Origin of the sequence: Photobacterium sp., from assembly GCF_033720175.1 — a bacterium.
Classification (GTDB): Bacteria; Pseudomonadota; Gammaproteobacteria; order Enterobacterales; family Vibrionaceae; genus Photobacterium.
Genome location: NZ_JAWWDA010000015.1, coordinates 60,813 through 77,655 on the forward strand (window position 1 = coordinate 60,813; position 16,843 = coordinate 77,655).

General features: G+C 48.5%; 20 protein-coding genes. 13 read left to right on the plus strand and 7 right to left on the minus strand.

Translation table 11 applies throughout. The features are described 5' to 3' along the window. Positions 1–3: 3 nt before the first annotated feature. The 4 genes from mlaC to murA are packed head-to-tail and all read left to right on the plus strand — an operon-like array spanning position 4 to position 2,517. On the plus strand, positions 4–663 hold the full coding sequence (gene mlaC, locus R3289_RS16015) for a phospholipid-binding protein MlaC (RefSeq protein WP_318926694.1): 660 nt from the start codon (positions 4–6) through the stop codon (positions 661–663). Next, a complete protein-coding gene (locus R3289_RS16020) occupies positions 656–967 on the plus strand; it encodes a lipid asymmetry maintenance protein MlaB (protein ID WP_318926695.1) in 312 nt (103 codons plus the stop codon). Before mlaC ends, R3289_RS16020 begins: the two co-directional genes overlap by 8 nt. A 19-nt stretch (positions 968–986) precedes the next feature. Then, positions 987–1,244: a BolA family iron metabolism protein IbaG gene (ibaG, locus tag R3289_RS16025; protein ID WP_318926696.1), complete on the plus strand. Its 258-nt coding sequence runs from the start codon at positions 987–989 to the stop codon at positions 1,242–1,244. Positions 1,245–1,254: 10 nt separating this feature from the next. Continuing rightward, a complete protein-coding gene (gene murA / locus R3289_RS16030; protein WP_318926767.1) occupies positions 1,255–2,517 on the plus strand; it encodes a UDP-N-acetylglucosamine 1-carboxyvinyltransferase in 1,263 nt (420 codons plus the stop codon). A 111-nt stretch (positions 2,518–2,628) separates the two neighbouring features. Here murA and degS read toward each other — a convergent pair whose 3' ends face one another. From degS to zapG, 3 genes are all read right to left on the minus strand, one after another. Further along, complete coding sequence (gene degS, locus R3289_RS16035; RefSeq protein ID WP_318926697.1) at positions 2,629–3,693, minus strand: outer membrane-stress sensor serine endopeptidase DegS; 1,065 nt, start codon at positions 3,691–3,693, stop codon at positions 2,629–2,631. 197 nt (positions 3,694–3,890) lie between these two features. Further along, positions 3,891–5,258: a Do family serine endopeptidase gene (locus R3289_RS16040; protein ID WP_318926768.1), complete on the minus strand. Its 1,368-nt coding sequence runs from the start codon at positions 5,256–5,258 to the stop codon at positions 3,891–3,893. A 164-nt stretch (positions 5,259–5,422) separates the two neighbouring features. Beyond that, positions 5,423–5,845, minus strand: a complete 423-nt coding sequence (gene zapG / locus R3289_RS16045; protein ID WP_318926698.1) for a Z-ring associated protein ZapG — start codon at positions 5,843–5,845, stop codon at positions 5,423–5,425. Positions 5,846–5,986: 141 nt separating this feature from the next. Between zapG and zapE the strand changes: the two genes are divergently transcribed. From zapE to sspB, 8 genes are all read left to right on the plus strand, one after another. Then, entirely contained in the window at positions 5,987–7,090 is a 1,104-nt protein-coding gene (gene zapE / locus R3289_RS16050; RefSeq protein WP_318926699.1) for a cell division protein ZapE, read from the plus strand. Positions 7,091–7,392: 302 nt separating this feature from the next. Further along, positions 7,393–7,821 (plus strand): 50S ribosomal protein L13, encoded by a 429-nt coding sequence (gene rplM / locus R3289_RS16055; RefSeq protein ID WP_318926700.1) that lies wholly within the window; start codon positions 7,393–7,395, stop codon positions 7,819–7,821. Positions 7,822–7,836: 15 nt separating this feature from the next. Beyond that, the gene (rpsI, locus tag R3289_RS16060; protein WP_107283668.1) at positions 7,837–8,229 is read left to right on the plus strand and encodes a 30S ribosomal protein S9; all 393 of its coding nucleotides are present in this window, start codon (positions 7,837–7,839) and stop codon (positions 8,227–8,229) included. A gap of 314 nt (positions 8,230–8,543) precedes the next feature. Beyond that, the gene (gene petA, locus R3289_RS16065) at positions 8,544–9,134 is read left to right on the plus strand and encodes a ubiquinol-cytochrome c reductase iron-sulfur subunit (protein ID WP_318926701.1); all 591 of its coding nucleotides are present in this window, start codon (positions 8,544–8,546) and stop codon (positions 9,132–9,134) included. Continuing rightward, positions 9,134–10,399 (plus strand): cytochrome bc complex cytochrome b subunit, encoded by a 1,266-nt coding sequence (locus R3289_RS16070; RefSeq protein WP_318926702.1) that lies wholly within the window; start codon positions 9,134–9,136, stop codon positions 10,397–10,399. The genes petA and R3289_RS16070 overlap by 1 nt, the downstream gene beginning before the upstream one ends. Further along, positions 10,396–11,133, plus strand: coding sequence for a cytochrome c1 (locus tag R3289_RS16075; RefSeq protein ID WP_318926703.1), 738 nt, complete (start codon positions 10,396–10,398; stop codon positions 11,131–11,133). The genes R3289_RS16070 and R3289_RS16075 overlap by 4 nt, the downstream gene beginning before the upstream one ends. 86 nt (positions 11,134–11,219) lie before the next feature. After that, positions 11,220–11,858, plus strand: coding sequence for a stringent starvation protein SspA (sspA, locus tag R3289_RS16080; protein ID WP_318926704.1), 639 nt, complete (start codon positions 11,220–11,222; stop codon positions 11,856–11,858). Further along, the gene (gene sspB, locus R3289_RS16085) at positions 11,858–12,364 is read left to right on the plus strand and encodes a ClpXP protease specificity-enhancing factor (protein ID WP_318926705.1); all 507 of its coding nucleotides are present in this window, start codon (positions 11,858–11,860) and stop codon (positions 12,362–12,364) included. The genes sspA and sspB overlap by 1 nt, the downstream gene beginning before the upstream one ends. 75 nt (positions 12,365–12,439) lie before the next feature. Here sspB and R3289_RS16090 read toward each other — a convergent pair whose 3' ends face one another. From R3289_RS16090 to R3289_RS16105, 4 genes are read right to left on the minus strand one after another with little or no spacing between them, the layout of a single operon-like run. Beyond that, positions 12,440–12,979 carry a BON domain-containing protein gene (locus R3289_RS16090; RefSeq protein ID WP_318926706.1) on the minus strand — a complete coding sequence of 180 codons (540 nt, stop codon included), beginning with the start codon at positions 12,977–12,979 and terminating at the stop codon, positions 12,440–12,442. 3 nt (positions 12,980–12,982) lie between these two features. Further along, entirely contained in the window at positions 12,983–13,573 is a 591-nt protein-coding gene (locus tag R3289_RS16095; RefSeq protein ID WP_318926707.1) for a phosphoheptose isomerase, read from the minus strand. 3 nt (positions 13,574–13,576) lie between these two features. Then, the gene (locus R3289_RS16100; protein ID WP_318926708.1) at positions 13,577–13,951 is read right to left on the minus strand and encodes a YraN family protein; all 375 of its coding nucleotides are present in this window, start codon (positions 13,949–13,951) and stop codon (positions 13,577–13,579) included. Next, positions 13,929–15,758 carry a penicillin-binding protein activator gene (locus R3289_RS16105; protein WP_318926709.1) on the minus strand — a complete coding sequence of 610 codons (1,830 nt, stop codon included), beginning with the start codon at positions 15,756–15,758 and terminating at the stop codon, positions 13,929–13,931. Before R3289_RS16105 ends, R3289_RS16100 begins: the two co-directional genes overlap by 23 nt. A gap of 60 nt (positions 15,759–15,818) precedes the next feature. On the opposite strand from R3289_RS16105, the gene rsmI reads away from it, so the two are divergent. Beyond that, positions 15,819–16,679 carry a 16S rRNA (cytidine(1402)-2'-O)-methyltransferase gene (gene rsmI / locus R3289_RS16110; protein ID WP_318926710.1) on the plus strand — a complete coding sequence of 287 codons (861 nt, stop codon included), beginning with the start codon at positions 15,819–15,821 and terminating at the stop codon, positions 16,677–16,679. Positions 16,680–16,843 lie beyond the last annotated feature (164 nt).

Consider the following 16,843-nt stretch of genomic DNA (forward strand, 5'->3'; position numbering starts at 1 on the left):
ATCATGAAACTAGTACGATACGTTTTACTGTGGATGGCAAGCCTGCCGCTGTTTATTACTACAACGTTTGCTCATGCTTCTTTGGTGGATGCCACGGAACCTTATCGGATGATCGAGAAAGTTTCACAGATAACGTTCGACCGTATGAAGTCTGAGCAAACCGAGATTCAAGGTAACCCGGACTATTTACGCACGGTAGTCAAAGAAGAACTACTGCCATACATCAATACCCGTTATGCCGCCTATAAAGTGCTGGGGCCGCAATTAAAAAAAACCACCAGAGAGCAGCGCAACGAGTTTGTTGATGCGTTTAGCCATTATTTGGTGGCTTCTTATGCTCAGGTACTGACCCAGTATACGGATCAGGATATTAGGGTTGAACCGCCGAAACCTATTCCCGCCGATCGTACTATCGTCTCGGTTCGGGTTGAAATTCTCGACAGGCAGCGCCCGCCGATCCGTCTGGATTTCAAGTTACGCTTAAATAAGACAACCCAGGAATGGCAGTGCTTCGATATGATAGCAGAGGGCATCAGTATGATTTCCACCAAACAGAGCGAATGGAGTGGACAGCTTCGCACTGAAGGGGTGGATGTGGTTATCCAAAACCTTAAAGACCTCGCTGCCAAGCCGATCCGCCGTGAGGATAAGGCGAATGAGTAAGCCTGAGATTTCGTTGCAGGTACTGGGAAATGGCCATTATCGCTTGTCAGGTGAGTTAGAACGTGACACAGTTCCGGACTTTTGGCGGCAAAGACATGAATGGATGCCACAAGATTCTAAGGTAACGCTCGATCTTTCAGCCTTAGCTCGGGTAGACTCTGCAGGCATGGTAATGCTGATTCATGTATATCAAGAATTGAGCAGCACGGGGTGTGACGTCACCTTGTTAAATGTGCCGGAGCAGCTTATAACTTTGCTACGCCTTAGCCATGTAGAATCAATGTTAGCTGCCTGTATTAAATAAGCAGCAAAGAGGATAGCTTGTGGAAATCTCTGAAATCAAAAAAATTCTGGAAACAGCCCTAGAACTCGATGAAGTTATCGTGAAAGGTGAAGGCAGCCACTATGAAGTGATCGCGGTGGGTGCTCTGTTTGACGGAATGAGCCGCGTCAAGAAACAACAAACCATCTATGGCCCTCTGATGGGGCATATTGCGGCTAACGATATCCATGCGCTAAGCATTAAAACATTCACGCCACAAGAATGGGCGCGTGATAAAAAGCTAATGTCGCTGTCTTAAGAGGTTAATGATGCAGAAGTTTCAAATCCAGGGCGGTGGCCCATTAAGTGGCGAAGTCTCCATTTCTGGTGCTAAGAATGCAGCATTACCGATATTATTTGCTTCGCTACTGGCCGAAGAGCCCGTTGAAGTTGCGAATGTTCCGAAGTTGCGCGATATCGATACCACGATGGAGCTGCTGAGCCGTTTAGGGGTGAAAATTTCCCGTAATGGCTCTGTGCATATCGACGCCAGTGGTGTTAATGAGTTCCGTGCACCGTATGATCTGGTAAAAACCATGCGGGCGTCGATTTGGGCGCTGGGTCCATTGGTTGCGCGTTTTGGCCAGGGCCAGGTATCGCTACCGGGCGGCTGTGCGATTGGAGCCCGTCCGGTAGATTTACATATTCATGGCCTTGAGCAGCTCGGTGCAAAAATCACCCTGGAAGAAGGTTATGTGAAAGCTTCTGTCGATGGTCGTTTAAAAGGCACCCATATCGTGATGGATAAGGTCAGTGTCGGTGCAACCGTGACGATCATGTCGGCTGCCACGCTGGCGGAAGGCACGACGATCATTGAAAATGCCGCACGTGAACCTGAAATTGTTGATACGGCGGACTTTTTAAACGTGCTGGGTGCGAAAGTGACTGGCGCAGGTACCGACACCATTACGATTGAGGGTGTTGAGCGTTTAGGTGGGGGCTACCATGAAGTCGTTGCTGACCGTATCGAGACCGGTACCTTCCTGGTTGCATCCGCGGTGTCTGGCGGAAAAATCACTTGTCGAAATACCCGGCCTTCACTGTTGGAAGCCGTGTTAGCTAAGCTTGAAGAAGCCGGGGCGGCCATTGAAACGGGTGATGACTGGATCAGTCTGGATATGACGGATCGCGAGTTGAAAGCGGTAAATATCCGCACCGCGCCGCACCCGGGTTTCCCGACTGATATGCAGGCACAATTCTCACTGCTTAACTTAGTGGCGAAAGGTACTGGCATTATTACCGAAACCATTTTTGAAAATCGATTCATGCACATCCCTGAACTTATTCGGATGGGGGCGCAAGCTGAGATCGAGGGCAACACGGTGATTTGCGGTAATACCGATGGCCTGAGCGGTGCCCAGGTGATGGCGACAGATTTACGGGCATCAGCAAGTCTGGTTATCGCCGGAAGCATCGCTGAAGGGGAAACAATTGTTGATCGTATCTACCATATTGACCGTGGCTACGAGCACATTGAAGAGAAATTCAGTGCGTTAGGCATGAAGATTAAGCGCATCAACGAAAGCGAATAAGCCAACGCCGAATTTGTTGAGAACCAGAAAAAGCCTCGTTATGACGAGGCTTTTTGCTGTTTACGTTTTTTCCATGGCTTCGAGTCCGTGACGCCAGAGGTAATGTCTACATTAATAGCCGTTAGGCTCATCAGAGACTAAAACAGACAGTATTTTTGTTTCACCATTGCGCAGAATCTTCATTTCAACAGTACTGCCAGGGCGGATTTCAGTGACGATATCCAGTACATTACGCTTGTCGGTGACTGGCCGGCCATCAATTTCCACCAGTATATCTTGGATCTTGAAGCCGGATTTAGCGGCTGGCCCTTCCGGATCCATCCCCATCACAATAATTCCGCTGATTTGGTCGGCATCATACAAGCGCGCCATCACAGGGTTAATGTCTCGCCCGTCAATACCGATATAGCCGCGAATGACGCGACCATCAGCAATCAGCTTCTGCATAATTTTATGGGTCAGCTCGTAGGGAATGGCAAAAGAGATCCCATAGGTTTCAATGTCGGTTGCCTGCTGAAACGAGGCTGTATTAATACCGACCAGCTCTCCCCGGGCATTCACCAGTGCGCCACCCGAGTTACCGTCGTTAATCGCGGCATCCGTTTGCAGGAAATCCTGACGACCAAAGCTCATACCCGAGCGACCTGTTGCCGAAATAATACCGTAGGTCGTGGTTTGACCAAGGTTATACGGGTTACCTATCGCTAACACCACATCACCCACTGCCGGTTGGTAATTAGGGTTTAATGGGATAACGGGCAGGTTGTCAGCCTGAATTTTTAAGACGGCAATATCGGTACGGCGATCTTTACCAATCAGTTGGGCGGTGAAAAAACGGCCATCCTGTAGGGCAACAATCACTTGGTCGGCTTCTGCTACCACGTGATAGTTGGTCACGATATAACCTTTATCGCTCATAATGACACCGGAGCCCAGCCCTTGGGTGCTCAATTGCAGGCGGTCTTCGGCGTTATAGCGGCGGTTGTAAATATTAACGACGGCAGGCGAGGCCCGGCGAACGGCATAATTAAATGACATTTGGCTCTGGCTTGTTTCTACCGTACTCAGAGAGTCTGGTGCCGTGAACATTTTATGGCGTAATTCAGGGATAGCGACGAGTAACACAACGGCCGTGATGATGCCAAGTAAGATGGATCGACTAAAAAAAGCCAGCATCAATGCTCCCTTGAAAACGGTTGGAAATAACGGGTAAAAATAGCATTAAATAACTGAGGTGAATGCCACTTATTTAATATAATTGCAATTAATACGAGGCAGGATATCACTCCATTGCCTTTCTCAACAAGTTTTGATGATCTGAGGCCCCCAGACCATGATGATCTGGGGGAAGGGAGCAGGAATGGAAGGGATGATTAACGAATAACCAGGTACAAGATGTTGTCAGCACGCTTAATTTCCAGTGCCAGGACATTAGGGTTCTTATCCAGTGACTTGCGCAGCTCACCTAAATTTCTTATAGGCTTGCGGTTTAGCCCAATAATAATGTCATCTTTTTGCAACCCGTAACGGGCGACAAGCGACTTTTCATCAACACTGATGACCTTAACCCCACTAACACCATCGCTGCTGGTTGTGTTGGCAAACTCAGCACCTGCTAGCCCCGGATGAAGGTTATCGGCCTTAACCTTATTCTGGGTTGCTTCTTGCAGCGTCACGGTAAAGTCTTTCTCTTTACCGTCTCGAATTACGCCTAGGCTGATCTTTTTGCCGGCACCTAATGTTGCAATTTTTGCGCGTAATTCACTAAACGTACGAATTTGTTTGCCGTTGACAGACACAATAATATCACCGGCTTTCAGGCCCGCTTTTTCCGCTGCAGAGGCAGGCATAACCTGATTGATAAAGGCTCCCTGGTTGGTTCCATAGCCGAATGCTTCGGCCAGTTCAGCCGTGAGCTCCCCGCCTTGCACCCCGAGTACGCCGCGTTTGACTTCACCAAATTCCAGGATCTGTTCGGAGAGGTTTTTTACCATATTGGCAGGAATGGCAAAGCCAATACCGACGTTGCCGCCGTTGGGGCCTAAAATGGCGGTATTAATACCAATGAGCTCACCGTTGAGGTTGACTAGAGCACCGCCAGAGTTGCCACTGTTGATCGCAGCATCCGTTTGAATAAAGTTCTCAAAGTTCTCGATATTGAGGCCGCTGCGGCCCAGGGCTGAGATAATACCCGATGTCACGGTTTGGCCTAAGCCGAAGGGGTTACCGATTGCGACGGCAAAATCACCGACGCGAAGTTTATCGGAATCAGCCAGCTTGATCTCTGTGAGGTTTTTGGCTGTTTCCACTTTTAGCAGTGCAATATCGGACATCTTATCGCTACCGATAAGTTCGGCCGTTAACTCCCGCCCGTCATACAGTTGTACTAATATCTTGTCGGCACCGTTGATAACATGATGATTAGTTACAATAAAGCCTTTCTTTGCATCGACAATAACGCCAGATCCTAAGCCTCTGAATGGCTGCTCACGGACTTGTTCGGCGGGAAAATCAGGGCCAAAGAAAAAGCGGAATGAGTCGGGGATCTGCTGCCTTGAAACATGCTTACCTTCTACCGCAATGCTGACGACTGCGGGGGTCACTTGCTCTACCATCGGGGCAAGGCTCGGAAGCTGCTGGTGATCCACGGATAATGGCAGGGCAGCGGTTGCGGGAATTGGCGCGATAACAGAACTGATGCTTAATGCCAGCGCACTTAAAACAAGCAAAGGTTTTTTCATCATAACTAAACTCCGGGTGGACAAGTGATACCAATCCACCTAAGCAATATGGAACCGTCCAGATCCTTAGGGGATTGCAATATTTCGACTTAAATACCGGAGTTTAGTTCAAAAAAATACCAAGTGATCAAATTCACGTTAACAAAGACCGATGTTACGGTAAATTAACTTGCCTTTGATTCTTCGAGTTTTTCCGGCTCACCTTTCAGTAAGCCTGTGGCACCGTTGGCATAGTCTCGAGGTTGATCATGAATTGGCTCGGCTATTTTCTGCACCGATTCCAGTGTGCTGATGCGGCGAGAGAACGGGTTGTCCTGATCAGGCAGATTCGGCATTAACTCGGTTGATGTTTTGGCCATGTGTTCGTAAAGCTTGCTGTAGTCTTTTGCAATATTATCGAGCAGCTCAGCACTGCACGCAAAATGGTCGACCAGCTCTTGACGATACTGCTCGAGTTCGTATTTTGATTTATCGAGGTCTTTCTTTAGCTCTTTTTGCTGTTTTAGGTTTTTGTTGCCTAAACGGGCTGCAAACGCACCAATGACGATACCAGCGGATAAAATAAGAAGCGCATAAATCCAAGCCATAAAAAACTCCTTGTGACTGAATTGAAAACGAGGTCAATACCTGCCTATTCATTTACTATACATGCTGAATCATAGGCATGGTACTCTATTGTTTGTTAATTGTGGTCGATCATAAAGATGAGAATAAGTGGGTGGTAAAGGATGACACCAAAGCAAAAATATCAACAAGATCTCCAGTTGCCGGCATTTTTTGCTGATCACGCGCAGGCAATCGCAGTCTCGCACCTTGATGATCTTTACCATCGCATGCTGGCCCCCAGAGCCGAACGGAAAAGCTCTTTCGTCGACCGTTTCTTTAGGCGCGATCACAAGCAACCAGAGATCGCACCTGTCAGAGGTTTGTATTTTTGGGGGGGAGTGGGGCGAGGCAAAACCTATCTGGTGGATACGTTCTTTGAATGTTTACCGATCGAACGGAAAATGCGGATCCACTTCCATCGATTTATGCACCGTGTGCATCATGAACTGCAGCGATTATCGGCACAACCCGATCCTTTAGAGCGGGTCGCCGATACGTTTAAAGATGAAACGGACATCATCTGCTTTGATGAATTTTTTGTATCGGATATTACTGACGCAATGATCCTGGGAACATTATTTGAGGCCCTGTTTCAGCGAGGTATAACCTTAGTGGCCACTTCAAACATCCCTCCTCAAGATCTTTATCGCAATGGTTTGCAGCGCGCCCGTTTTCTACCTGCAATTGCGATGATTGAGCGCCATTGTGAGGTGGTGAATGTCGACTCAGGTGTTGATTATCGGCTGAGAACCCTGGAGCAGGCAGAAATCTATCACTCACCACTCGATGCTCAGGCAGAGCAAAATATTGAGCAGTATTTTTATCAGTTGTCGGTAGAGCCGCGCACATTCGACGTAGAGATTGAAATTAATAATCGGATGCTGCCGGCCCGTCATGAGGCGGATGGGATTGTGCATTTTACGTTTAAGACCTTATGCCAGACAGCCCGTAGCCAGAACGACTATATGGAAATTGCCCGTGTCTATCATACCGTATTGCTTTCAGAAGTGATTGTCATGGGCGAGAGTGACGACGATTCTGCACGCCGTTTTATCGCGATGGTTGATGAGTTTTATGAACGCAATGTTAAATTAATTATTTCTGCCGCCACCGGATTAGAGGGTTTGTATTGCGATGGGCGGTTGGAGTTTGAGTTTAAGCGATGCTGCTCTCGACTTATTGAAATGCAAAGTCACGAGTACTTAGCAAAACCGCATTTGGCGTAACTGACCGGTTCAACATTGGCGACAGGTCGCCGACTAATTGCCCATCGATGAACCTTGTGAGGTGGGCGATATCATTCAACTCGAATCTGTGATGGGGCGATAGAGAGAAAAAACCATTTTTTTTTGAAAAAAAGGTGATTTTTTCTCCACCCTTCCCTATAATCTTCCGACCCACCGTACCTGTACGGCGAAAGCCGGGAGTGCCAACCGCTCGAAGGGGTGATGACTGGGCTCTGTACAGTAGGGAGCGTTTTTTGACGTTCCCTGTAGTGAATCAATTTAATAATCGGGTAATTATTAGCATGAAAACTTTCGTTGCTAAACCAGAAACAGTAAAACGTGACTGGTACGTTGTTGACGCTGAAGGTAAAACTCTTGGTCGTCTGGCAACTGAAATCGCATCTCGTCTACGTGGTAAGCACAAGCCGGAGTACACTCCGCACGTTGACACTGGTGACTACATTGTAGTTATCAATGCAGAAAAAGTGACTGTAACTGGCGCTAAGAAGACTGACAAAATGTACCACCACCACACTGGTTTCATCGGTGGTCTGAAGTCAATCAGCTTTGAAAAGCTTATCGATAAGAAGCCAGAAATGGTTATCGAAACTGCTGTTAAAGGCATGCTTCCTAAGGGTCCTCTAGGCCGTGCAATGTACCGTAAGCTGAAAGTTTACGCAGGTACTGAGCACAACCACGCGGCACAACAGCCGCAAGTACTAGACATCTAATTGGGAATTATGACAATGGCAGAGAATCAATACTACGGCACTGGCCGTCGCAAAAGCTCAGCTGCTCGCGTTTTCATTAAACCGGGTACTGGCAACATCGTAATCAACAAGCGTAGCCTTGACGTATACTTCGGTCGTCCAACAGCACGTATGGTTGTTCGTCAGCCACTTGAGCTTGTTGAAATGACTGAGAAGCTAGACCTGTACATCACTGTTAAAGGTGGTGGTATCACTGGTCAATCTGGCGCTATCCGTCACGGTATCACTCGCGCTCTTATGGAGTACGATGAAACTCTACGTCCTGTTCTACGTGCAGCTGGCTACGTTACTCGTGACGCTCGTTGCGTTGAGCGTAAGAAAGTTGGTCTACGTAAAGCACGTCGTCGTCCACAGTTCTCTAAGCGTTAATATTACGCACCAGGATTTATTCTGGTTACTGTGTGCAGAAAAGCTCAACCTTCGGGTTGGGCTTTTTTTTTTGCGTCTTTTCCAGGCGATTTTTGTATTTTAAAGCAAAAAGAACATACCTCTCACATTTGTTGCGGAAAAGTAGCTTTATCTTGTCATAATGTAGGCTTTTCATTATCATTTGGTAGTTAACAACAGCTAGAAAATGTAATTAATATCTGTTGTTTCTTTCCGTTTTAAAGTTAGCCGCAAGCTCCATGGACGCAAAAGGACATAATAATAATCCAGAGCGGGAGCACATTGGAGAAAGTTGGATGAGCAAAGCGCCAGTAAGTAACGGCCGACGCCGCTTCCTGACTGTGACGACTTCGGTTGTTGGAGGTCTGGGTGCAGCTGCTGTAGCTGTGCCTTTTATCAAATCGTGGAACCCGAGTGCGAGAGCGAAAGCAGCCGGTGCGCCAGTTGAAGTTGATATCAGTAAATTGGAAGATGGCCAGATGGTACGCGTCGAGTGGCGTGGTAAGCCTGTTTGGGTCGTGCGTCGTAGTGATGCAATATTAAAAGAATTGGCTGGTCATGATGGCCAGCTTCGCGATCCGGCTTCGGCTGAACCGCAGCAACCAGATTATGCCCAGAATCAATTCCGTTCAGTTAAGCCTGAAATTTTTCTAGCTGTGGGTATTTGTACTCACCTTGGTTGTTCCCCCACCTATCTGCCCGACAGCTTCAGTGAACAAGTGAGTGGTGTCAGTGCAGGTTTCTTCTGCCCATGTCACGGCTCCAAGTTCGATATGGCAGGACGGGTATTTGCGGGAGTTCCGGCACCGCTAAACCTGGTGGTACCGCCTCATTTGTTTGTGGACGATCACACGATTATTGTCGGTGTTGATGAGGGGACAGCATAATGGATGCTTTACTCGGTTGGATTGAAAAGCGATTACCCATGATGGATGCTTACAAAAAGCATTTGTCTGAATACCCGATGCCGAAGACCTTTAACTTCTGGTATCTCTTCGGTTCGTTAGCGATGCTGGTGCTGGTTAACCAGCTGATTACGGGTATCTGGCTAACCATGAACTATGTACCATCTGGTGATGGTGCGTTTGCCTCTGTTGAATACATCATGCGTGATGTTGATTACGGCTGGCTGCTGCGTTATATGCACTCAACAGGCGCATCGGCGTTCTTTATTGTCATCTATCTGCATATGTTTCGTGGTTTGATCTACGGTTCATACCAGAAGCCCCGTGAGCTGCTGTGGCTGTTCGGTATGTTGATCTTCCTGGTGCTGATGGCCGAAGCCTTTATGGGTTACCTGTTACCCTGGGGACAAATGTCTTACTGGGGAGCCCAGGTCATTATTTCGCTGTTTGGTGCGATTCCCGTTATCGGTGATGATCTGACGCTGTGGATCCGTGGTGACTATGTTATCTCGGGGGCCACGCTGAACCGTTTCTTTGCACTGCACGTTATTGCGCTGCCTATCGTACTGCTGTTACTGATTGTTCTGCACGTACTGGCATTGCACGAAGTGGGGTCAAACAATCCGGATGGTATTGAAACCAAACTGCCTAAAGGCAGCAAAGGTGAAGGGTACAAAACGCAGTTCAAATTCCATAAGCAATACAGTGATAAATACGACATTATCGATTCTATTCCGTTCCACCCTTACGGCACGGTAAAAGATATGGTCGGCATTGCCGTATTTGCCTTTTTGTTCAGCTATGTCCTGTTCTTTAACCCGGAAATGGGCGGCTACTTCCTTGAGCCACCTAACTTTGAAGCAGCTAATCCGCTGAAAACACCTGAACATATTGCGCCGGTATGGTATTTCACGCCGTTCTACGCCATCTTGCGTGCGGTACCTGACAAATTGTTAGGTGTTGTGGCCATGGGGGCGTCAATCGTCGTGCTATTCCTGTTGCCGTGGCTGGATCGCTGTAAGGTTCGTTCATTCCGCTACCGCAGCAAGCTTCACCTGATCAACATTGCTCAGTTCACGGTCAGCTTTATTGCTCTGGGTATTTTGGGAGCCTTACCGGCAACGGCAACGTACACCGTGATGGCGCAGATCTTTAGCTTAGGTTACTTCATGTTCTTTGTTTTACTGTTTTTCTACAGTAAGAATGAAGCAACTAAACCGCTACCAGAGAGGGTGACATTCAAATGAAAAAATGGATTGTAATGCTATTCGCTCTGTTGCCCTCGTTAGCGATGGCCGCTGGTGGTAACGTGCATTTAGATGCTGCGAATAATGATATCTCTGATCAGGCATCGTTGCAGAATGGCGCTAAAACATTTATGAATTATTGTTTTGGTTGCCATGCTACGCAGTATCAGCGTTATGAGCGTGTCGCAACGGATTTGGGTATTCCGTTTGACTTGATGAAAGAGAACCTGATTTTCGATAAAGATGCGAAGATCGGTGATCTGATGACAAATTCAATTTCTACCGAATATGCTGCGGCTTCGTTTGGCGCTCCTGCACCGGATCTAACCCTGGTTGCACGTGTCCGTGGACCCGATTGGATCTATACTTATTTACGTTCTTTCTATGCTGATCCTAGCCGTCCATTCGGCGTTAACAATGTGGTATTCCCAAGTGTGGGTATGCCACATGTACTGGAAGAGCTGCAGGGTGTACCAACTAAAGTGTATGAAACGCGACTGGTTGATGGCGAAGAAGTTAAAGAATATATGGGCATTGAGTCTGACGGTACCGGCGAGTTAAACTCGGACGAATACGACGAAGTAGTTCGTGATTTGGTGAACTTCCTCGAATATTCAGCCGAGCCTATCAAACTTGAACGTCAGCGTTTAGGTTGGTGGGTAATGGGCTTCATTGTTATATTCTTTGTTCTAACTGTACTGTTGAAGAAAGAATATTGGCGTGATGTCTACTGATCGGGTAATCTAGTCGGTTAAGAATCTCGCAATGGGGGCTCCAGCCCCCATTGCTTTTTGTGTATTTGATTATACTGGAGGGGTCAATGGCTGTTGCTGCCAATAAACGCTCTGTGATGACTCTGTATTCTGATGCTTCAGATATCTATAGCCATCAGGTGCGTATTGTACTAGCAGAAAAAGGTGTTAGTGTTGAAATTGAGCTGGTTGATCCAAATAACCTGCCAGAAGATCTACTGGACCTGAATCCATACAATTCTGTTCCAACTCTTGTTGATCGTGAGCTGGCTCTGTACCAGGCTGGTATCATTATGGAGTACTTGGATGAGCGTTTTCCTCACCCGCCTCTAATGCCTGTTTACCCAGTTGCCCGTGGTAACAGTCGTTTGATGATGTACCGTGTTGAACGAAACTGGTACACACTGGCTGAAAAAATTAATAAAGGTACAGCGGAAGAAGCAGAGAAAGCTCGTAAACAGTTACGTGAAGAACTGCTTGCTCTGGCACCTGTATTTGCTGAATACCCATACTTTATGAGCGACGAGTTTAGCTTGGTAGACTGTTACCTTGCTCCGTTACTATGGCGTCTGCCTGAGATGGGTATCGAATTAAGTGGTGTCGGCGCGAAAGAAGTGAAAGCATACATGACACGTGTGTTTGAGCGTGATTCGTTCCTGGCATCTCTGACTGAAGCTGAACGAGAAATGCGCCTGGCTGGTCAATAATGGATATGGAAAAACTAACGCCGCGTCGTCCGTATTTGATGCGTGCGTTTTACGACTGGTTAGTGGATAACGACCTGACGCCTCACCTGGTAGCAGACGCTACTTTACCGGGTGTTAAAGTGCCGATGGAATTCGTTAGTGATGGGCAGATTGTTCTGAACATTGCACCACGTGCGGTAGGCAATCTGGAACTGGGGAATGAAGCGGTCAGCTTTAATGCCCGTTTCAGTGGCCGCCCACACTCTGTCATCGTACCTTTGTACGCCGCTGTTGCGATTTATGCGCGCGAGAATGGCGCAGGAACGATGTTCGAGCCTGAACCGGCTTATGCTGGGGATATAGCAGCTTCTGACGAAAACGATGAAGCAGAACATGACAGTAGTGTCGAACAAAAGGAAGAGGCGTTAACGTCGGTTTCAGCTCTGGTTGAAGTCACTGATGACGGCGAACCTGAGGATGAGCCACCACGCCCTCGTGGCAGGCCAAGTCTTCGAGTCGTAAAATAAAAAAGCGCAGCCAATTGGCTGCGTTTTTATTTGTCGGCGCTAAGATTTCGATTCTATCATTTTCTCGCTACTTTCTTATCCTTCCTGATACTCGAAGACCTTCACTACTTTCTTCACCCCAGAAACATTACGGGCGATATCTGATGCGGTGTCAGCTTGGGCGCGAGTGACATAACCCAGCAAATAGACTTCCTGGCCTTCCGTTATCACCTTGATTGAGACGTCTTTCAGTTTTTTACTGCCGACGATCTGTGATTTAACTTTCGTCGTGATCCAACTGTCTTTGCTCACTTCCGCCAAGTCAGGCAATGGGCGAATACGTACCTGGTTATAAACCAACCGGACATTATCCAGCTGGCGAACATTCTGCGCCAGTAACTGGAGAATATCCTGCTCAACGGCCTGGCCAACGATCAAGACTTTGCCCTCGATGGAAATGGCATTTATCCGGACTTGCTGGCGAAATGGCGGTTTATTCGCGAGTCCGCCAACTTCCATTTCAATTTGTTGATCATGCCATTGCTGTTTGGTATCGCGAGGATCTGCCGAAGAGAGTCCTGAACAGCCCTGTAGCAGGGCTAACAAGGCTATCACCAGTAAATGGTGCCGTTTCATTGCTTATCCTTCATGTTGTGGGAATAACACCTGATCAATCAAATCACATAAACAGTGTACCGTCAGCAAATGACCTTCCTGAATGCGAGCGGTGCGCTGGGACGGGATCCGAATTTCAACATCCTGCACCCCCAGCAGGCCGGCCATTTCACCGCCGTCCTTTCCTGTCAGGGCGATAATGGTCATATCGCGGGTCAGGGCTGCTTCCATTGCCTTGATAATATTCTTGCTGTTGCCGCTGGTTGATAACACCAGCAGAATATCGCCGGCCTGGCCCAGTGCACGCACCTGTTTCGAAAATATCTCATTGTGGTGGTAATCATTGGCCACCGCCGTCAGGATTGTGGTATCGGCGGTTAGCGACAGTGCTGGCAGGCTCGGGCGCTCTGTCTCAAAGCGGTTGATCAGACAAGACGCGAAGTGCTGTGAGTTAGCGGCTGATCCGCCGTTGCCGCAAGATAAAATTTTATTACCGTTCAGCAGGCTCTGCACCATAATCTGCGCGGCTTTTGAAATAGCATCAGGCAAAGCTTCCGCCGCCGCGATTTGAGTTTGGATACTTTCGGTAAAACTTTCTTTAATGCTGTCTAGCATGGATCAACCTTCAACTAGGATGTTGGTAAACCACTCAATCTGGTGATCGGGGCCCTGAATAGCGACCACATCAAACCGAAACGCGGTGTGTTCGGATGATAAGCCATTTTTTTGTAGCCAAAACAGCGCAGCACGCTTCAGCTTTTGTTGTTTTCGCCAGTTTACGGCTTCGGCCGGGGAGCCGAAGTGGATCTGCTTTCTGTATTTTACTTCGACGAAAACCCAGCAATCACCGTCGCGCATGATCAGATCAATCTCACCGCTGCGACACTGAAAATTGCGCGTAACAGGGCTAAGGTGATGGCGTTGTAAAAAACGTTCGGCCATCGCCTCATAGACCTGGCCTTGCTGGCGCTTATTGAGCTGGCTCAATGCCATTTCCGGTAAAGACCGCCCAACTGATCTGGCGTTGCACCACACACTGGTCGTCAATGCCAAGCCGGCCGGTTTTTCCTGACGTGGTGTAATTGTCGACGACACGCATTTGCGGCAGCTCAGTGATCATCTTATAAGCATCCATCCCGAAGGCGTGGAGGCGAATTGTGGTGTTGTTCTGGTTCGGCCACAATTGGCTGAAACGTTCCATAAAGCGCTGGTCAGGATCAACCAGCAACGGAATATCACTGAACTCGATGCCTCGTAACTCACTCATGTTAGTGCTGGTGCCAGGATTACTGCGCGAGCTGGCATAGAGCTGAGGCGGTTTAACATCCGGGTTAATGGCGACGTCAATGAATGGCTTAAGCAGGGTTAATTCATTATTGCTGGCCACCAGGTAGACCGCATCGGTATCACGGCGGCTGCGTTGCTGAGATTCCAGCTCAATCTCTAACAGCTGCTGCATCTGATTGATGCGGGTCTGGCTGTCGTTAAGACCGAAAGTGGTCGCGATTTGCTGCTGGATTTCTTTGCGTGAGCCGAAGTCTTTGGTATCCGGTAATTTGCCTGTCAGCTGTTGCCATTGTTCGGCGAAAGCATCGCTCACACGCTGGCCAAAACTATTGTCGGGTGCCAGCACCAGCGGGTAACGATGACCTTTGGCAAACAGGTGCCGGGCAGCCTGCTCGGCTTCCTGCTCCGGTGATAGCGAGAAATAGCAGGCATTGGTCTGGCGCAAATCCAGCTCTTCCGGCCGGTTCAACGCCAGCATGGTGATCTGTTCAGTATTATCTTGCTGGAATTCAATCACTTTATCTTTACGCAAGGGGCCGATAACAAATTGCACGCCATCTTGCTGTAGCTTGGCCATGATGGCTGGTATCGATTCGGCTTCCGTGTCGTAAATCGTCAGCTCGGTGTCAGCATCGCGGCCAGTATCATCGAGCATGGCGTTGACAAAACCATCCCGGACGGCCTTACCCTGCGATTCAAAACGTCCGTTAAGCGGCAATAATAAGGCAACATTATCCAGTGCCGTGATTTCCAGCGCCATAATAGCTTGCAGTTCAGCAGGCAGATACTGGTTAGCCGGATGGTAAGGATTGCTGCCTAGCCATTCATCCACCACACTTTTCAGCCGTACCGGACGCGGTGAATAGGTGTTTTTCAGAATGCTCAGCTGAACCCAGCCTCGCAGTACGGTTTCATCCTCGTTAAGGCGAAGAGACTGCAGCTGATTATTGTTATAGCGTGACAAATCACGCCACAGGTTTTGCCAGTTAGCGTGTTTTTGCTCTGCGGCCAGGTACTGATCCAGTGCGGTACGTTCACGAGCCGCCTGGAGCGCCTGATCGAGCTGGGAAAAAAGCTCAGCTCTTAGCATATGGAAACGCTGGTACTGGTTGTCTGCCAGTTGCCACCATGGCTGGAAGTTCAGGGTATCCAGCGCTTGTTGTGGCTGACCTTGCTGGTAGCGAAGCGTCGCACGGGCCAGTTGCCATTCAGCCATTTGGATCTGACTGAGTGACATCCGGGCAAGGCGCTCGGCCTGCAGCTCGGCTTGCGGCCATAGGCCTTCTTTAATGAAGGCTTTCAGTGCCAGAATTTGCCAGTTAATGCTTTCTAAACCTTCACTGGATTCGGCTTTTATCAGATAATTCGCAGCGCTGTCAGTCGCGGCGGCGGTAATATCAGTGGCCACGGCCTGCTGTTGATCCGACGAGCTACAACCGGCCAACATCACAGCAAAGGCTACAGGCGCCAGCAGTCGTGATACACTTTTACGCTTATGGGTAAAATTGAGCATTGAATTCATTCAACTGTGAAAATTACTCTCTATATTAATTGCAGATGAGATCTTAGACAAATGAGTGAGACCAATTCATGCACGGTAGATGTCGCAACTTTGTACATCGTACCTACACCAATCGGTAATTTAGCGGACATCACGCAGCGTGCATTGGATGTTTTAGCAAATGTAGATTTAATTGCTGCTGAAGACACACGCCATACATCGCGTTTGCTGTCACATTTCTCTATCTCTACCCGCACCTTTGCGCTTCACGATCATAACGAGCAGCAGAAAGCTGACTTTTTGATTGAGAAGCTTCAGGCAGGTACCAGCATTGCACTTGTGTCGGATGCCGGTACTCCCCTGATTAGTGATCCAGGATACCATTTAGTCAATCGTTGTCGTCAAGCGGGTGTCAAAGTTGTGCCATTACCTGGCCCATGCGCCGTTATCACCGCGCTAAGTGCTGCAGGCTTGCCTTCTAACCGATTTAGTTTTGAAGGCTTTTTGCCCCCCAAAAGTAAAGGGCGTCGAGATTGTTTTCAGGCACTGGCCGCTGACGAGCGTACATTGATTTTTTATGAGTCTCCGCATCGTATTACAGACTCTCTGGCTGACATGTTAGCGGTGTTAGGCCCAGATCGCCAGGTTGTACTGGCACGTGAGCTGACGAAAACGTTTGAAACCATTCATGGTGCTCCGTTGGGCGAACTTATTGAGTGGCTGAAAGAAGACAGTAACCGGACTCGTGGCGAGATGGTGGTGCTGGTGACGGGTCATCGGGTTCAGAAAGATGACCTGCCGCCAGAGGCATTGCGCACTTTGGGCCTGTTGGCGAAAGAGTTGCCTTTGAAGAAAGCGTCTGCCCTGACTGCTGAAATCCATGGGGTGAAAAAAAATGCCCTGTATAAATGGGGGCTGGAGAATCTAGACTAGATAAAGCGGGAAGAGCGGTCCTAAGGTTTTGGGGTTCTAGGGATAAGAGGCTCGCGTAAGTAGGTTCGAGCGGCGAGAAAAAGCGAACGGCTTGATTCTCAACTCGGCTCGGTGAATCCGTCCTGCAGGACCACAGGACTGTTCTCAAATCTCGCCTCTAGACA

What these genes read in the sequence shown, in the direction of transcription:
- sspB (WP_318926705.1), top strand. Translation starts at nt 11,858, where the DNA reads ATGGATATGGAAAAACTAACGCCGCGTCGTCCGTATTTGATGCGTGCG.
- R3289_RS16105 (WP_318926709.1), bottom strand. Translation starts at nt 15,758, where the DNA reads ATGCTCAATTTTACCCATAAGCGTAAAAGTGTATCACGACTGCTGGCG.
- rplM (WP_318926700.1), top strand. Translation starts at nt 7,393, where the DNA reads ATGAAAACTTTCGTTGCTAAACCAGAAACAGTAAAACGTGACTGGTAC.
- zapE (WP_318926699.1), top strand. Translation starts at nt 5,987, where the DNA reads ATGACACCAAAGCAAAAATATCAACAAGATCTCCAGTTGCCGGCATTT.
- R3289_RS16100 (WP_318926708.1), bottom strand. Translation starts at nt 13,951, where the DNA reads ATGGCATTGAGCCAGCTCAATAAGCGCCAGCAAGGCCAGGTCTATGAG.
- rpsI (WP_107283668.1), top strand. Translation starts at nt 7,837, where the DNA reads ATGGCAGAGAATCAATACTACGGCACTGGCCGTCGCAAAAGCTCAGCT.
- R3289_RS16075 (WP_318926703.1), top strand. Translation starts at nt 10,396, where the DNA reads ATGAAAAAATGGATTGTAATGCTATTCGCTCTGTTGCCCTCGTTAGCG.
- R3289_RS16095 (WP_318926707.1), bottom strand. Translation starts at nt 13,573, where the DNA reads ATGCTAGACAGCATTAAAGAAAGTTTTACCGAAAGTATCCAAACTCAA.
- degS (WP_318926697.1), bottom strand. Translation starts at nt 3,693, where the DNA reads ATGCTGGCTTTTTTTAGTCGATCCATCTTACTTGGCATCATCACGGCC.
- zapG (WP_318926698.1), bottom strand. Translation starts at nt 5,845, where the DNA reads ATGGCTTGGATTTATGCGCTTCTTATTTTATCCGCTGGTATCGTCATT.
- R3289_RS16020 (WP_318926695.1), top strand. Translation starts at nt 656, where the DNA reads ATGAGTAAGCCTGAGATTTCGTTGCAGGTACTGGGAAATGGCCATTAT.
- rsmI (WP_318926710.1), top strand. Translation starts at nt 15,819, where the DNA reads ATGAGTGAGACCAATTCATGCACGGTAGATGTCGCAACTTTGTACATC.
- R3289_RS16070 (WP_318926702.1), top strand. Translation starts at nt 9,134, where the DNA reads ATGGATGCTTTACTCGGTTGGATTGAAAAGCGATTACCCATGATGGAT.
- sspA (WP_318926704.1), top strand. Translation starts at nt 11,220, where the DNA reads ATGGCTGTTGCTGCCAATAAACGCTCTGTGATGACTCTGTATTCTGAT.
- R3289_RS16040 (WP_318926768.1), bottom strand. Translation starts at nt 5,258, where the DNA reads ATGAAAAAACCTTTGCTTGTTTTAAGTGCGCTGGCATTAAGCATCAGT.
- petA (WP_318926701.1), top strand. Translation starts at nt 8,544, where the DNA reads ATGAGCAAAGCGCCAGTAAGTAACGGCCGACGCCGCTTCCTGACTGTG.
- murA (WP_318926767.1), top strand. Translation starts at nt 1,255, where the DNA reads ATGCAGAAGTTTCAAATCCAGGGCGGTGGCCCATTAAGTGGCGAAGTC.
- R3289_RS16090 (WP_318926706.1), bottom strand. Translation starts at nt 12,979, where the DNA reads ATGAAACGGCACCATTTACTGGTGATAGCCTTGTTAGCCCTGCTACAG.
- mlaC (WP_318926694.1), top strand. Translation starts at nt 4, where the DNA reads ATGAAACTAGTACGATACGTTTTACTGTGGATGGCAAGCCTGCCGCTG.